Annotated in this window: 13 protein-coding genes; 8 read left to right on the top strand and 5 right to left on the bottom strand. The window is 58.7% G+C overall.

Annotated features, from left to right (window positions below; translation table 11 throughout):
• The first annotated feature begins 219 nt into the window (after nucleotides 1-219).
• Nucleotides 220-1,614, top strand: a complete 1,395-nt coding sequence (locus HCK86_RS07795; protein ID WP_176083913.1) for a glutamate decarboxylase — start codon at nucleotides 220-222, stop codon at nucleotides 1,612-1,614.
• A gap of 93 nt (nucleotides 1,615-1,707) precedes the next feature.
• On the opposite strand, the gene HCK86_RS07790 is transcribed toward HCK86_RS07795, so the two are convergent.
• From HCK86_RS07790 to HCK86_RS07770, 5 genes are all read right to left on the bottom strand, one after another.
• A complete protein-coding gene (locus HCK86_RS07790; RefSeq protein WP_176083912.1) occupies nucleotides 1,708-2,802 on the bottom strand; it encodes a linear amide C-N hydrolase in 1,095 nt (364 codons plus the stop codon).
• 122 nt (nucleotides 2,803-2,924) lie between these two features.
• Complete coding sequence (locus tag HCK86_RS07785) at nucleotides 2,925-3,770, bottom strand: hypothetical protein (protein WP_176083911.1); 846 nt, start codon at nucleotides 3,768-3,770, stop codon at nucleotides 2,925-2,927.
• 158 nt (nucleotides 3,771-3,928) lie between these two features.
• Nucleotides 3,929-5,875, bottom strand: a complete 1,947-nt coding sequence (locus tag HCK86_RS07780; protein ID WP_176083910.1) for a MacB family efflux pump subunit — start codon at nucleotides 5,873-5,875, stop codon at nucleotides 3,929-3,931.
• A 3-nt stretch (nucleotides 5,876-5,878) separates the two neighbouring features.
• Nucleotides 5,879-7,102, bottom strand: a complete 1,224-nt coding sequence (locus HCK86_RS07775; RefSeq protein ID WP_176083909.1) for an efflux RND transporter periplasmic adaptor subunit — start codon at nucleotides 7,100-7,102, stop codon at nucleotides 5,879-5,881.
• Nucleotides 7,103-7,277: 175 nt separating this feature from the next.
• On the bottom strand, nucleotides 7,278-8,003 hold the full coding sequence (locus tag HCK86_RS07770; RefSeq protein ID WP_246739505.1) for a GntR family transcriptional regulator: 726 nt from the start codon (nucleotides 8,001-8,003) through the stop codon (nucleotides 7,278-7,280).
• Nucleotides 8,004-8,247: 244 nt separating this feature from the next.
• Between HCK86_RS07770 and HCK86_RS07765 the strand changes: the two genes are divergently transcribed.
• The 7 genes from HCK86_RS07765 (at nucleotide 8,248) to HCK86_RS07735 (ending at nucleotide 16,007) form a co-directional block, all read left to right on the top strand.
• The gene (locus tag HCK86_RS07765) at nucleotides 8,248-9,324 is read left to right on the top strand and encodes an ABC transporter ATP-binding protein (protein WP_176083908.1); all 1,077 of its coding nucleotides are present in this window, start codon (nucleotides 8,248-8,250) and stop codon (nucleotides 9,322-9,324) included.
• Between the two features lie 49 nt (nucleotides 9,325-9,373).
• Nucleotides 9,374-10,666: a PotD/PotF family extracellular solute-binding protein gene (locus tag HCK86_RS07760; RefSeq protein WP_176083907.1), complete on the top strand. Its 1,293-nt coding sequence runs from the start codon at nucleotides 9,374-9,376 to the stop codon at nucleotides 10,664-10,666.
• A gap of 123 nt (nucleotides 10,667-10,789) precedes the next feature.
• The gene (locus HCK86_RS07755; protein WP_176084189.1) at nucleotides 10,790-11,698 is read left to right on the top strand and encodes an ABC transporter permease; all 909 of its coding nucleotides are present in this window, start codon (nucleotides 10,790-10,792) and stop codon (nucleotides 11,696-11,698) included.
• A 3-nt stretch (nucleotides 11,699-11,701) separates the two neighbouring features.
• Nucleotides 11,702-12,517: an ABC transporter permease gene (locus HCK86_RS07750; protein WP_176083906.1), complete on the top strand. Its 816-nt coding sequence runs from the start codon at nucleotides 11,702-11,704 to the stop codon at nucleotides 12,515-12,517.
• 2 nt (nucleotides 12,518-12,519) lie between these two features.
• On the top strand, nucleotides 12,520-13,266 hold the full coding sequence (locus HCK86_RS07745) for an aspartate/glutamate racemase family protein (RefSeq protein WP_176083905.1): 747 nt from the start codon (nucleotides 12,520-12,522) through the stop codon (nucleotides 13,264-13,266).
• Nucleotides 13,267-13,274: 8 nt separating this feature from the next.
• The gene (locus tag HCK86_RS07740) at nucleotides 13,275-14,111 is read left to right on the top strand and encodes a GNAT family N-acetyltransferase (RefSeq protein WP_176083904.1); all 837 of its coding nucleotides are present in this window, start codon (nucleotides 13,275-13,277) and stop codon (nucleotides 14,109-14,111) included.
• Nucleotides 14,112-14,450: 339 nt separating this feature from the next.
• On the top strand, nucleotides 14,451-16,007 hold the full coding sequence (locus tag HCK86_RS07735; RefSeq protein ID WP_176083903.1) for a hypothetical protein: 1,557 nt from the start codon (nucleotides 14,451-14,453) through the stop codon (nucleotides 16,005-16,007).
• The last annotated feature ends 142 nt before the right edge of the window (nucleotides 16,008-16,149 follow it).

The following is a 16,149-nucleotide window of genomic DNA, read 5'->3' as shown; positions in this document are numbered from 1 at the left end:
AGGCCATCAGAGCGACCTTTCGACAAGTAGTAAAAGCGCACCGGCTGGAAAGCAAGCCGGACAAGTCTTGTTGCGGGCGAAAGCTTTCGGCGATGAAACCGGACAGGCAGAAGTTGAGAAGAAAACGCTTTTCGAAACAATCTACTAACCTGTCTTGACCCCGTTACAACCGGATGATTACACTCTGCAAAGTTGAGACGGCGCAAAGCGGAGAATGCCATGGCTGATGATCGTGCGAATGATACTCTGTTCGATCCGAATGACGAAACCTATGGTGCGGCAGATCTGTCGGCCATTCTGCCAAAGTCGAAGTTTCCGGCCAGCGAGCGCGCGCCTCGTCTTGCCTATGCCGCCATTCATGATGAGCTTTTGCTGGATGGCAATGCACGGCAGAACCTGGCGACCTTCTGCCAGACCTGGGAAGAGCCGGAAGTCCATCGGCTGATGGATGACTGTATCGACAAGAACATGGTCGACAAGGACGAATATCCGCAGACGGCGGAGATCGAGGCCCGTTGTGTGCGCATGCTTGCCGATCTCTGGAATGCGCCCGAGGGGCCGGCGACGGGAACCTCCACCACCGGTTCCAGCGAAGCAGCCATGCTGGGCGGTCTGGCGATGAAGCGTCGCTGGGAAGCAAAGCGCAAGGCTGCGGGCAAGGCGACTGACAAACCGAACCTGATTACCGGGCCGGTACAGATATGCTGGCACAAATTTACCCGCTACTGGGATATCGAACATCGCGAGATCCCGATGGAAGACGGCCGTCTGCTGATGACGCCGGAAGAAGTGCTGAAACTGTGTGATGAAAACACAATCGGTGTTGTGCCGACGCTTGGCGTGACATTCACCGGCGAGTATGAGCCGGTCAAGGCTGTTTCGGATGCGCTGGATGAGCTTGAGGCGCGCACCGGCCTTGATATTCCGATCCATGTCGATGGCGCCAGCGGCGGTTTTCTGGCGCCGTTCTGTGCACCGGACCTGCCATGGGATTTCCGCCTGCCGCGGGTGAAGTCCATCAATGCCTCCGGCCATAAATTCGGGCTTTCCCCGCTCGGTGTTGGCTGGGTGCTGTGGCGCGAGGACAAGGATCTGCCGGAAGAAATGGTGTTCTGGGTCAATTATCTTGGCGGTAACATGCGTGACATCGCCCTCAATTTTTCCCGGCCGGGCGGGCAGGTGGTCTGCCAGTATTACAATTTCCTGCGTCTCGGCCGCGAGGGGTATCGCAAGGTTCACGCCGCCTGTTATCGCAGTGCCGCCTATCTGGCTGCGGAACTGGAAAAGACCGGGCTCGTCGATATCGTCTATGACGGCGACCCGGCCAAGGGCATTCCCGCCGTTTCCTGGAAGCTGAAGGACGGACTGAAGACGAATTACACGCTGTTCGATCTTGCCGACCGGCTGCGCTCGCGTGGCTGGCAGGTACCCGCCTACACGCTTCCCGCCAACTGCCAGGATCAGGCGATCCAGCGCATTCTCGTCAGAAACGGTGTCAGCATCGATCTCTGCGCATTGCTGGTGGAAGACATGAAGGCGGCCATCGAATATTTCCGCGCGCATCCGATCAGCAAGCCGCTGACCGAAGAAGAGGCTTCCGGTTTCCACCACTAAGGGGCGTGCGTCCTTTTGGATGCATCAGGACGCTCTATCTTGTTGAATCTAGGCATCGGCTCGAAAATCGATTCCGATTTTCGAGCCGAAGCGCTAATGGGCCAGCATCATGGCCGTTGCGTTGCCTTCGGCCTGGCTGAAGTGCTCAAGCGGGACAATGCGTGCCGCGCCGGCCTCTGCAAGTTGATCGAGATCGAGGCTCACATAGCCGAGGCTGCTATAGGGCTTCACGAAGATCTTCCGGCGCTCAAGATCGGTCAGCGATGTCCAGGACGTATATTCGGTGATGGTTTCGGGTTTCTGCTCGTCTGCCTTGCCCATGATCTGGGCCGCAGACGACGTCAGCGCGCTCGCTTTGGCGCTTGCATAGCGTGAGGCCCCGCGGGGACGGTCGAACTTGTTCATCAGGTGCGAAAGCTCGAGGATCGCAGCATCCGGCCCGTCGGCCTTTTCGGTGAAATTGGCGTAATAGACGGCCCGGATAAAGCGGCCGACGGCCGTGTCGGAAGCGGGCAGGCCGGTGGTTGCAATACCCGAATCCGGCTGAACCAGCTGGCGGCCGAGAATGGTTGCGCTGGTCTGATCGATATTGCTGAGGAAGGTATAATTGTTGAGATTGGTCAGGTGCCAGTCAAACCGTGGGCTGTTGGTCATCACGCCGACCGGGTTGTCGAAAACATGGCGCTCGCCATCGAAGAATTCGATGACGATCGAGGCGCCGCTGCGGTCGTGAACGGTGTAATGGAAGGGCGGAATGGTGCCGCCAAGCGCCGCCATCGGCTCGATCAGCACCGGCTGGGTCTCAAGCGCTGCCTTGACCTCGGCGACCGTTGCAAACTGACCGAGGATCCAGGCGCCGAGATCGATCGCTGACAGCACCGCTGTCTCTGCGGGAAGCGTATCTTCGGGGCCATGCGTATCGGCAAAGGCCAGCAGGCTGAAATCGAGACCGGCCTCGTTCATCGCCTCGACAATCTTGAGATCTTTCACCGAGCCGTTGGGAACGGAAAAGCCGAGAATGGCATATCGCGTTTCGAAGGCGACCTGCGCATGTGCGCCAACCCCTGAGCAGAAGGGCGTGCCCTTGGGCAGGAATGTTGCGAGATAAGGCAGCTCAACCGGGAGTTCCATGGTGCGGCCGGCATAAACGGAACCGGACAGATCGCGATAGAGAAGGGATGTACACATGTTCGACCTCGGTATTGGCTCGTACGAAAAAAGGCAGTTCAGACTTACACTGTATCGAAGAGTATCAGGCTGTAAAAATCAATCTGTAAGTGTGTCGCGACGCGTTGATTTCCGCGTCTCATTCACCGTGCCGCATTGCGCGCCTCGCGCATGCTGAGCGCAGCACCGGCAAGAAAGCAGAAGGCGCCGAACCAGAGATTGGCGTTGGAGACGATCATGATCCACGGCGCTTGCGAACCTGCGGGCACATAGGCGAGCGTCGAGGCAATCATGAAGGTGATGCAGCCGAGCAAATTGATGGCGGCGATCCACCAGGACAGGTCACGCTTCGGCAGCGAAACATGGGCATGCCCGACCTCGATATAGGCGAGATAGCCGGAGATCAGGAACAGCACCGAGCCGATCATGCCGGGCAGCCAGATGACGAGGTTCTGAATGGCCCAATGTTGCGGTGCGACCAGTGCATCGAATGTATTGAAATTGAAGGCGATGGTGCCGATGAACTGGGTCGAGGCGCTCAGCCAGCCGGCGCTTTTGAAATCCCGGCCGAAAAGCGCAGGCCGCTCCCTGCCGGATGTGTATTTCTCATCCGCATTGGCTGCCTGGAACAGCTGCAGATAGGCGGCGGTGGTGAAGGGGATCGATCCGGCGAAGAAGATGGCGTTGGTCGCCCAGGCGGGCAGGCTGGCAACGGTCGAGGGGAACAGCGCCATGGCGCTGCCGGTCATGAACAGTGCTGCGCCGATGACGAAGACAAGCCCCGTCAGCCAGTTGTAGAATGCCCGCTGCCAGATCGGGGCATGGACATGTTCCAGCCCGCGGCGGTGACGAAACAGGCCCTTTCTGTGGTCGCGTGAACGCCAGTCGAAATGCCGCCCGCCATGCTGGTAAAGGCGGAGCGTGACGAAAGGCCAGGGGCCGATTTCAACGCTGCGGTGATGCTTTTCCCGAACGTTTCTGTCTGCCATTCGCAAAGCCTGTTCCTGGGAGGGAGCCGAAATTCGGGCGTAACGTCCGCAGGCTGCTCGGGATCGGAGCAACGCTGCGCCTGTCGGTCATAACCCACGGTGTCGAGACATTGCAAGTTGCAATCGGGCCGCGGCAAACGCGGCCCGGCGATGGCGTTTCATTCGCCCGAAAGGGCGGCAACCGGATCCAGCCGGGAGGCATTGCGCGCCGGCAGGTAGCCGAAGGCAATGCCGATCATGCTTGAGCAGACGACGGCGGCGATGATCGAGGTGAGCGAATAGACCAGCGAAAAGGAGGAGACGAACAGGCTGAAGACAAAGCCGATCAGCAGCGCGCCGCCGATGCCCAGAAGGCCGCCGACAAGGCAGACGATGACTGCCTCGATCAGGAACTGGCGCAGAATATCGCTCTGGCGGGCGCCGACCGCCATGCGCACACCGATCTCAGAAACGCGCTCGGAAACCGAAACGAGCATGATATTCATCACCCCGATGCCGCCGACCACCAGCGAGATCACCGCGATCATGGTCACCAGCAGCGTCAGCGTCTGCGTGGTCGAGGTGATGGTCTCGCGAATGTCGTCGGTGTTGAGGATGTAGAAGTCTTCCGTGCCGTGGCGCTGGGTCAGGAAGTGGGTAACGGAGGTCTGGGCGTCATCCATGCTATAGGCGTCGTTGACCTGCAGGATGATGCTGCGCAGCGAGGTTTCACCGAGAAAGCGGGCCTGAACGGCGGTGTAGGGCAGGTATAGCTGCAGATTGCCGCTGGAGCCGAAACCCGATTGCTGCGACTTGACCACGCCGACGATGCGCAAGGGGACGTCTCCAGCGAAGATCACCTTGCCGACGGGGCTTGTTTCGGGAAAAAGCGCATCCTTGGTGTTGGCATCGATGACAACGTCCTGCGCCATGCTTTTCACGCTTTCGGCATCAAACAGGCGGCCTTCGCTCAGTTCCAGGCCCTTGGCGGTGAAATATTGGGCGCCAACGCCGCTGACCAGTGCGTTTGATTCGGTTGAGCCATAGCGTACGGTCTTCGAGGTAGATACGGTCGGTGTCACGGCTGCGGCATAGGGCTGGCCCGACAGTGCATCGGCATCGGCCACGGTCAGCGTGGTGATCCTGCCAGCGCGCACATCGCCAAAGCCCTTGCCGGCGAAGATTTCCAGCGTATTGGTTCCCAGGCTCGAAATATTGGCAAGCACCTGCTGTTGTGATCCCTGGCCAAGTGCGACGACGCTAACCACCGAGGCGATGCCGATGATGATGCCGAGCATGGTCAGAAAGCTTCTGAGCTTGTGTGCCCACATGGCCAGAAGCGCCATGTTGAAGGCCTCGCTGAAGGCATTGAGAAAACCTGCGGCGGAGCGTTTTGCGGGATCGCGGCGGAGCGTCGCGTCCTGGCGCGCTGCTTCCGGCCGTGTCATCCTGTCCGAGATGATCTCGCCATCGGCAATTTCGATGATGCGCTCGGCACGGCTTGCCACATGGGCATCATGGGTGACGATGATCACCGTATGGCCTTCTGCATGCAATTCATCGAGAATGGCCAGAACCTCGTCGCCGCTGCGGCTGTCGAGCGCGCCCGTCGGTTCGTCGGCCAATATGATTTCCGCGCCATTCATCAACGCGCGGGCAATGGAGACACGCTGCTGCTGTCCGCCGGAAAGCTGTCCGGGGCGGTGGCCGGCGCGTTCGGCCATGCCGAGCCGGGCAAGCAGTGCATTGGCCCGCTCATGCCGGCGCGCCGGGCTGATGCCGGCATAGATCGCCGGGATCTCGACATTTCCGGTGGCGGAAAGCTCGGGCAGAAGGTGATAGCGCTGGAAGATGAAGCCGAAATGTTCGCGCCTGAGCGCTGCCAGTTCGTCGCCGTTAAGGCGGGCCGTTTCGCGTCCGCCAATGGCGTATCGGCCGGATGTCGGGTTATCGAGGCAGCCGAGAATATTCATCAGCGTTGACTTGCCCGAACCGGAGGCGCCGATGATGGCGACCATTTCACCGGCGCGGATTTCAAGATCAATGCCTTTGAGCGCCTCGATCTCCTCGTCACCCGAGGCATAGGCCCGACGGATGCCGGAGAGACTGATCAGTGGATCGCTCATGGCTCAAAACCTCATCGGCGGACCTGGCGGGCGCCCGGAATTCGATGCCGATTTGTCGGTCGCGAAAATCTGCCCCGTAACAATCCTGTCGCCCTCGCTGAGACCCGAAAGGACTTCAGCTGTCACCTTGTTGTTGAGACCGATCTTGATCTTTTCCGGCCTGATGGAGCCGTCAGCCTGCATCACCCGCACGGTATATTGACCGTCGGGGCCGGCATTGCCGAGCGCCGCTGAAGGAATGGTCAGGACGTTGTCGGCCGAACCGAGCACGATATGGACCTCGGCCGTCATATAGGTTCTGAGCTTGCCGTCGGGGTTCGGCACGGTGAAGACGCCATTGTAGTAAATCGCCGAAGATGACGAGCTTGATGACGATGAAGAGGAAGACGAGGAACTCGAGGTCGAGAAGCTGGAATCGCTCTTGATTGATTCCGGCGCTGGCTCGATCGATTCCAGCGTTGCCTTGTAGGGTGTGTCCGGGGCGCCGAGGACCGTGAAATAGACCGGCATGCCAGCCGTCACCTTGGTGATGTCGGCTTCGGAAATCTCGGTATAGACCGTCATCTGATCGAGCTGACCGAGCACGACGATCGTCGGCGCAGACTGGCTGGCATTCACCGTCTGGCCTTCCTGGCTGACGATGGCAAGCACGGTTCCGGCAATCGGTGCGGTGATCTTGGTGTAGCCGAGATTGGCCTTGGCTGTATCGACGGCGACCTGCGCTTCGGTGATCGAGGCGGTGAGGGCGGCGATCTGCGCCTCGGTTACACCGACATCGGCCATGGCGCTCTCGTAATCGGCCTTGGTGCCGGATTCACGGTCAAACAGCTCCTTGTAGCGGGTCAGCGACTGCTGATTGAGCGTCAGGGTTGCCTGCTTTTCCGCAAGCTGCGCCTTGACATTGGCAAGCGACGCTTCGGCCGTGCGCAAACTGTTCTGCTGGGTGGTGTCGTCAATTTCAGCAATCAGATCGCCTTCGCTGACGGTGTCTCCCAGCTTGACGTCGACATTGGTGATGCGACCGGAGACCTGGGCGCCGACGGCGACGAGCCGGACAGGTTTGAGCTGACCGGTCGCCAATACCGTTTCCTCGATATCGCCGCGGCTGACTGCAACGGTGGCAAGCGGGGCAGGCGGCGGCTTGAGGACAAATTTCCATAACCCATAACCGCCGCCGCCGACGATCACAACGGCGGTTGCCAGAATGGCAAGGCGTCTGATTTTCATTTTATTCGTCTTCCAGAATCTTCTCGCAACAGGAGCGTGGAAGCGAAAAATGCCGCGTGGCCGGAAACGGGCGATTCCGCTGTAGCCGATTTTACCTCCGCAGCCGCAGCATCGCAATACAGGCGGGTGGTGAATTATATGTAATAATATCGACTTGCGCGAGCGAAGCTTCGGCTCAGACCTGCAAAGCGTCGCGCAGGGTCAGGCCGTCGCGGGGGCGCAGGTCAAGGTCGCCTTCCATCAGGTCGATGTGACGCAGCATGGTGGCGCTGGCGCGGGCGCTGTCACCCGCCTCGATCGCCGCGAGGATGTCCTCATGTTCACTATGTCCGCAGCTCGAAACGCCGGAGCGGCCGTAAAGCGCAATAACAAGTGAAGAGCGCGCAACCAGCTCGCTCATGAATTTCTCCAGCACCGCATTGCCGGCGATCTCTGCCAGCAGAAGGTGAAAGTCACCGGAGGCCTTGATCTCGGACCGCTTCGCATCGACGCCGCGCCGGGCCTTGTGATGATCTTCCTCGGCCAGCTGCTGTCGGAAGCGTTCGATTTCCTTCGGGCCAATCCGCTCAATCGCTGTCGCGACGATACCCGGTTCGATCAGCCGGCGGGCGGCGAAAACCTGACGGGCTTCCTCGGGCGACGGATTGGATACAATCGCCCCCTTGTTTCGCTCGCTTTGTACCAGGCCTTCAAAGGCAAGCATCTGCAAAGCATAGCGTGCCACGGTACGACTGACACTGAAGAGCGTGCCGACTTCGGCCTCCGGCAGTCGTGTTCCGGGTGCCAGGCGACGGTCGACGATCGCGTCGCGCAAGGCATCGCGGATCGCGTGAGCACGATCTTCCTGCGTAGAGTCGATCGAGAGCCTGAGCCCTTCATCCATAGTGCTGTCGTGTTTCATACTGCCTTTTACCCTTATTCCGGTCGGTTTGAAAATAGCGCGTTTCGGAAAAGGAAAAGCAGATGTGCTTGCAATCGTGCATTTGGATTGTATCCAATGACTGTTTTTTGTGCATGCACTTGAGCTGTTCTGCTGCGGGCGATCTCGATGAAATAAAAACGGCTTAACTAACAATAACATACACAACTTTCGCGAAAGTGGCATGGCTCATGCATTAGAAAAATCAGAAAAACGAGGGGCCCCCATGTCAAAAGCTGCAGCGATCGAGATCGTTTCTGTATCCAAAATCTATGGGCAGGCTGTTGCTGTCGATTCCATCGACCTGAAAATACCGGCTGGCACCTATTGCTGCCTGCTCGGCCCGTCCGGTTGCGGCAAGACGTCGACGCTGCGCATGATCGCCGGGCATGAGACCGTCTCGCGCGGCGACATCGTTATGGGCGACAAGGTCGTCACGGATCTGCCGCCCGCCAGACGCGGCACGGCGATGATGTTTCAGTCCTATGCGCTGTTTCCCCATCTCGATCTGGTCGAAAATGTCGCTTTCAGCATGAAGATGAAAGGCATTGGCAAGGAGGAACGGCGCGCCAAGGCGCTGGACATGCTGAAGCTGATGCAGCTGGAGCCCTATGCCGAACGGCGCCCGGCGCAACTGTCCGGCGGTCAGCAGCAGCGCGTGGCGCTGGCACGCGCGCTGATCACGGATCCGGAGGCCTTGCTGCTTGATGAGCCGCTCTCGGCGCTCGATCCCTTCCTGAAGGTGCAGATGCGCGCGGAACTGAAGAAGCTGCAGACGTCACTCGGCATCACCTTTGTTCATGTGACCCACAGCCAGGAAGAGGCGATGGCGCTCGCCGATCTGATCGTGGTGATGAATGACGGCAAGATCGAGCAGGCGGCCACGCCGCGCGAGGTTTTCGAAAAGCCGGCAACGGCCTTCGTTGCCCGTTTCATGGGCGACCATAATGTCATTTCGGGGCGTGTTTCGGAGGCGACGGGCTCCGGTGTCACGCTTGATGTCCCCGGCGGTGGCCAGTTTGCCGCGGTCGGGCGCGCGAAAGAGGTCGGGGCGCATGCCGATATTGCTGTGCGCAACGATCACATCCGGCTTGGGCAGACTGCAGTTCCCGGTCTCGGCTTCACCGGGGTCGTCTCGACGGTCGAATATCTCGGCTCGACAGTGAAGCTGATCATGAACGGGGCGGGCGTCGAAGATTTCGTCGTCATTCTGTCCGACAGCCGTTTCTTTGAAAATCCGGTTCGCGTGGGGGAGGCGGTCTCGGTTTACTGGAACGCCTATGACGCGATCATTTTGGCATAAAAATAAAAAGATATTTCAACAGGATATCTCTGGAAGGAGAGCAGACAAGATGACTGACAGCGACAAGAAGAAAGGCAAGGGCCTTACGCGCCGCACGCTTTTGAAGACGGGGGCGGCCGCCACGGGTGCCGCCGTCGGTTCCGGGCTTATTACCGGTTTCCCGACGATCTGGGCACAGAATCCGATCACGCTGCGCCAGTTCGGCACGGGCGTTTCCAACATCAACGCCGTTGCCGAGAAGTGCAAGGCCGATCTCGGCATCACGCTGGAAATGACGGCCATGGATTCCGACGCCGCCGCCCAGCGGGCCGCCACCCAGCCGAATTCCTACGATATCGCCGATATCGAATACTGGATCCTGAAGAAAGTCTGGGCGACCGGCGTCATTCAGCCGATGGACGTCTCCAAGCTTACCTATTACGGCGACATCGTTCCGCTGTTCAAGACCGGCAAGCTGACGCCCGACAGCGTCATCGCTCAGGGCACGGCACCGCACACCGTCGGCTTTGTTGAAAAGCCCGGCGACAAGACCTTCGCACCGGCCGAAACCGGCTGGATGACGATGGTCCCGACCATCTACAACGCCGATACGCTTGGTATCCGCCCCGACCTCGTCGGCCGCGACATCACCTCCTGGGCTGATATTCTTGACCCCGCCTTCAAGGGCAAGACCTCGATCCTGAACATTCCGTCGATCGGCATCATGGATGCCGCCATGATCATGGAAGCCGATGGCAAGATCAAATATGGCGACAAGGGCAACATGACCAAGGAAGAGATCGACAAGACGATCGAATTCCTGATCGCCACCAAGAAGGAAGGCCAGTTCCGCGCCTTCTGGAAGACTTTCGACGAAAGCGTCAACCTGATGGCCTCCGGCGAAGTCGTGATTCAGTCCATGTGGTCGCCGGCCGTTGCTGCCGTCCGTTCCAAGGGCATCGCCTGCAAGTATCAGCCGCTGAAGGAAGGCTATCGCGCCTGGGGCGGCGGTCTCGGTCTTGCTTCGCATCTTCAGGGCGCGCAGCTTGATGCGGCCTATGAATATATCAACTGGTACCTGTCCGGCTGGGTTGGCGCCTATCTGAACCGTCAGGGCTATTACTCGGCCTGCATGGATACGGCGAAGAAATTCATGTCCGACAATGAGTGGGGTTACTGGATCGAGGGCAAGCCCGCGACCGAAGATATCCTCTCGCCGGAAGGTCAGGTCATGGAAAAGGCCGGCGCGGTGCGTGATGGCGGCTCCTTCGAAGAGCGCATGGGCCATGTTGCCTGCTGGAACTCGGTCATGGACGAGGACCGTTACATGGTTCGTCGCTGGAACGAGTTCATCGCCTCCTGAAGGTTGCATGCGCGGGCCGGCCTGTTCCTGCCGGCCCGCGCATGCCCGAACATCTCGCAAGGGATGTCCTTTTCAAAGCCGTCCGGTTTTGGAAAGGACATGGTAGCGATGGATGGCAACGACATGACGACACCGGCAGCTTCCGGCATTCCGGCTTCAGATCCAAAGCGGTCCGGCCGCAAACTGACCGGCCGGATGATTTCCTATCTTCAGGCGCTGCCACTGGCGGTGATATTGGGGATCTTTCTGGTGTTCCCGCTGTTGATGATCCTGATCGTCAGCTTCTGGGATTATGATTTTGCCCTGATGTATCCGGGGTTCTACACCTTCAACTATGCCGAGACGCTTGGTTCCTGGGTGACCTGGAAGACCTATCTCAACACGCTGAAATATGCGGTGATCGTCTGGGGGCTGACGCTCGTCATCGGCTTCTGGGTCGCCTATTTCCTCGCCTTTCATATCAGGACGGCCGCCATGCAGACCGTGTTGTTCCTGGTCTGCACCGTGCCGTTCCTGACGTCCAACATCATTCGCATGATTTCATGGATCCCGGTTCTCGGGCGTCACGGGCTGGTCAATACGGGACTGGTCAAGCTCGGTATTGTCGATCAGCCGGTCGAATGGCTGCTCTATTCGGATTTCGCCGTCATCCTCGCCATGGTGCATCTCTATACGCTGTTCATGGTGACGCCGATCTTCAATTCGCTGATCCGCATCGACCGGGCGCTGATCGAGGCTGCACGCGATGCAGGCGCATCCAGCATGCAGATCCTCACCAATGTGATTCTGCCGCTGGCCAAGCCTGGCATGGCAATCGGCTCGATCTTCGTTGTCACGCTGGTCATGGCGGACTTCATCACCGTGCTGGTGATGTCGGGCGGCCAGAGCGCCTCCGTGGCGCTGATGATGAAGAACCAGATGTCACTGCTGCAATATCCGGGCGCTGCCGCCAATGCGGTGCTGCTGCTGATCGTTGTTCTGATGATGGTGGCGGGCATTCTGCGCATCGTCGATATCCGCAAGGAGCTTTAGGCCATGCATGAAAGACGCGGACGTGAATTCTATATCCTGGCGGCCTTTTTCACGGTTTTTGTGCTGTTCCTCTACGGCCCGCTTTCGGCGATCCTGATCCTGTCCTTTCAGGGGCCGCATGGCGGTCTGACATTTCCGCTCAACGGTGTCTCGCTGCATTGGTTTGCCAATCTGTTCGAGACGCAGGCGGTCGGAGATTTCGGCGGCAGTTTCCGGCGTTCGCTGATGCTGGGCCTGATGGTGATGGTGGTCACCGTGGTCGTCTCGCTGATGGCAGGGCTGGCCTTCCGGCGCAAATTCGTTGGTGCGACGGTGCTGTTCTATGTGGCGATTGCGAGCCTTGTCGTACCGTCGATCATCATTTCGCTTGGTATTGGCGTGATGTTCCAGCAGGTCGGCATTGCACCTGCGTGGTATACTTCTGCCTTCGGCGCGCAGCTCACCTGGGCGCTGCCGTTCGGCGTGCTGATCATGTTTGCTGTCTTCAACCGCTTCTCGCCATCCTATGAGGAAGCGGCGCGCGATCTTGGCGCCACGGCATGGCAGACCTTCCGCTACGTTCTCCTGCCGATGATTGCGCCGAGCCTGATAGGCGTGGCGCTGTTCGGCTTCACGCTTTCATATGATGAGTTTGCCCGTACGCTTTTGACGGCGGGCACCTATAACACGCTGCCGCTTGAGATTATGGCCATGACCACCAATGTCACGACGCCGGTGCTTTATGCGCTGGGGACTGTGACAACGGTGTTTTCCTTCATCGTTATCGGACTGGCGCTGACATTGATCCGCTCGCTGAACCGCGGCCGCGCCAAGGGGTGAACATGCAGATCCTTGTCGTCAATCCCAATACGACTGCGAGCATGACCGCGACAATTGCCGCAGCGGCACGCTCTGCGGCGCATGGTGAAACCGAGATTGCCGCCGTCACCTCTTCCATGGGGCCGGCCTCGATCGAGGGCTATTATGATGAGGCGATTGCCGTGCCAGGACTGTTGCTGGAGATCGCGCGGGGCGAGCGACGGGGCGCCCAGGCGGCCATTATCGCCTGTTTCGACGATACCGGGCTCGATGCGGCGCGTGCCATGGCGGGCATTCCTGTGGTCGGCATCTGCGAGGCCGGCGTCAAGATGGCGAGCTATATCGCAAGGCGCTTCACCATCGTCACGACGATGGAACGCTCGCGTGTGCCGATCGAGGAACTGGTCAGGCGTTATGGCGTCTCGGACAATGCGCGGGTGCGGGCGGCCGATATTTCCGTGCTGTCGCTTGAAGATCCGCATTCCAATGCACGGGACCGTCTGCGCAGCGAGATCGCTGCTGCCATGCGGGAGGACAGGGCCGAGGCCATCGTTCTTGGCTGTGCCGGCATGGCCGACCTGGCCTCCGAGCTGACGCGCGAATTTGGCCTCCCGGTGATCGATGGCGTCTCTGCGGCGGTGAAACAGGCCGAGGCTCTGGTGGGATTGGGGCTTTCAACAGCCAAGCGCGGCCCTTATGCTTCGCCGGTCGCAAAAAACTACTCAGGCATGCTGCAGCCGTTTGCGCCGCAGCTGCTCGACAGGATCTGAGATCGGCAATGAGCGAGATACGTGTTCTGAACGCGGGCGAAATTCGCCAGCTGGTGAGCTGGGCAGGCGAGGAGGGCTGGAATCCGGGCCTCGGCGATGCCGTGCCGTTTCAGGCCGCCGACCCCAGCGGCTTTTTCGGCCTGTTTGTCGACGGGCAGATGGTGTCTGGCATCTCCGCGGTTGCCTATGACGATGCCTATGGCTTTATCGGTCTTTACATCACCCGGCCGGACATGCGCGGCAAGGGTTATGGACGCAGGGTCTGGGACCATGGCATGGCCTATCTCGGCAACCGGACGATCGGCCTTGATGGCGTACCTGAACAGCAGGAAAATTATCGCCGCATGGGCTTTGTCACCGATTACGGCACGGCGCGCTGGAGTGGCGTGGCGAAGCCTGGCTACCTTGCCGGAGCATCGGCCTCGCGATCGTTTGAACCTGATGATTTCGATGCCGTTCTTCAACTGGATGGGGACTGCTTCATGGCGTCGCGGCGCGATTTCCTGCGGGCTTGGCTGGCGCAGGCGCAATCGGCAAGGGTCGTTGCCAAAGATGGGCGGCTCGTCGGTTTTGGCACAGCGCGCAGATGCATTGATGGCTACAAGGTCGGACCACTTTTTGCCCGCTCTGCCGACATCGCCTTCAGTCTTATGGGCGGAATGACTGATGATCTGTCGGGATCCCGCATTGACATCGACTGCCCGCTTGCGCAAACGCGCTTTGTTGCAGGGCTGGAGTCCGCAGGTCTTTCGCGTGGTTTTGAAACAGCGCGGATGTTTCGTGGCGCGGTACCGGTCATTGATGGCGAATGTGTTTTTGGCGTATCGAGCCTCGAACTCGGTTGAAAAAAACATCTTTTACCAAATGTGACTGAAGATAGGAAACCTGACCGGCAGACCCGGTCTGGATCCTCCGTGTGTTTACCTGCGTTTCCTCGATCAGAACCGTATTCGCCTTTCCGTTTCGCAATCTCTTTCGAGCGGCGGGTGTCGCACGTCGCCGTCCTCACGGCGTCGGCGGAGCGGTCGTTCCCTCCCGGCGATCAGGTCATGCCGCTTTGTCCGCTTTATTTTTAAGTATTAAATGGTTTAAATTTCTTAATATTTGCATATTTAACAATATATAATTATGTATACCGTACTTTTATAGCTATAAGCACCTCTCTAGACTCAGAGGTGTGAAATATGAAGCCTGTAGACAGAAACGCCGCAGTCGCGACCAACGACCATGGGACTCATGTGGCGGCTGCACCGGATGGTTCTGGTCGCACTTCGGGGCGGGGCGGACCAAGAACGGCAAGTCGTTATCCCGCATCCCGCACGGCAGCTGCCCCGACGCCGACTTCGGCGAAATTGGATGCAGCTACAATTCGGGATCTGCTCCGCTCAACTTTGCCATCCAAGGACAAAAAAGAGGAATACCTCGCTCGTGCGAACCAGTTTAGTAAGGGCCGTGCGAAACTGTGTCCGGAGCGGCGCAAGGAAGTCCTCGAAAAAGCAAACAATCTGATGCGGGCTCGCATTGGTGTCGCTGGCTCAAAAGAAGACGAAGGATTTGGAAGTTTAGGACCTTCGGGGGATGAGGGCGCCTCGGTCAGTTCGAGTTCAATGTCGTCTAGTAAGGATTCGGGTCGCGCTGATCTGTCGATATCGAGCGAAGACTCGAAGTTCTCCGGGACTTCTTCTTTGTCACGAGCTGAAACACCTCGCGCTCCGGCGTTAAGCCAGACAGCTGCGATGGAGCGGTTGATGCGATGGAGTGGCGCGCGCGATCTGACGCGTGCGACCCGCCTCATGTTCAATGAGGGAACGACTTGGATGAACGAGCAGAAGCATGGGCTTCCAAAGAGCGTCAACGCGATATCGATGCGCAATATCGCGCGGTTGAGGCTTGAGCTTGCTCACGGCGTTAGGGATGCTAAGGGTAACCAGACTTTGGCCGGGGCGCCGCTATCCTTTGCTGAGCAGAGCTTCGTCGAAAGACTGAAAACGATGCCTTTCCTCGCTACACATGCAACCGATGCACAAGTGGAATCTATCGACCCCAGCACAGGCGCGAAATACGTAAAGTTGCTCTCTCGACGGCGGCTCGAGCAGGAGGGCGTGTCTTTCAGTCGCGAGAATTCAAGCAATGATATTCGCCCGTTGGCGAATCATGATTTCGTTTTCTTCTCTGTTGAGCCTGGTTCGGAATCCACAAAGCCCAGCAGCCGGTTCGGCCGGCAGCTCTATGCCTTCGATCTCGATAATCATTATATCCGCGATAAGGGCTGGATGAGCCTCAATGACATGTTGAATTTGCAAAAGCGGGATGTGGCAAATCACATTCCCGAACTTACGGCCGAAGAGTCCGAGCGTTATGAAGCCACTGGCAGTCAGTATGTCGCCCGGGAGCTGATTTTCTCGGCCAAAGACATGCGGGAAGGGCTTGCTCTTTCGCTCGTCAAGGTCATGCGTCAGGTCCTTTCGGATGAGCATCGGAATGCGTATCTGAATGCAGATGATCCTGAGAGGGTGAATAGACTGGTGAACGGATTCTTCCGTCCAGAGATCAAGGTCGCCAATTCCTTTTTCGCGCAGGACTTTAGCATGCGCATAGTGCCGAAGACCGGCAAGCTTGATGGCGGCAACAAATTTGTAGAGGATGGCCCCTTCAAGGCCCCTGGATCACCGGACGTTTATCAGCCGCTCCAGGGCAAAAAGGACACGGGTGGCTTTCGCGGTATTGCATCGATGGTCTAGATTGCACCGCGCGACCATCGCGTCACGGCTCTTCTTGCGGGTACTTATGTTGGTCAGATCGGCGGAGGTTGCTTACGCAATACCCTGTCAGCCTCTATCCCGCCAAACGCAAAACCTGTGGGCGGTCTCAAAACTGTCGCAA

Origin of the sequence: Martelella sp. HB161492, from assembly GCF_013184775.1 — a bacterium.
Taxonomy (GTDB): domain Bacteria; phylum Pseudomonadota; class Alphaproteobacteria; order Rhizobiales; family Rhizobiaceae; genus Martelella.
The sequence above is the reverse complement of the archived record's forward strand: the minus strand, read 5'-3'. Positions and strand labels throughout refer to the sequence as shown.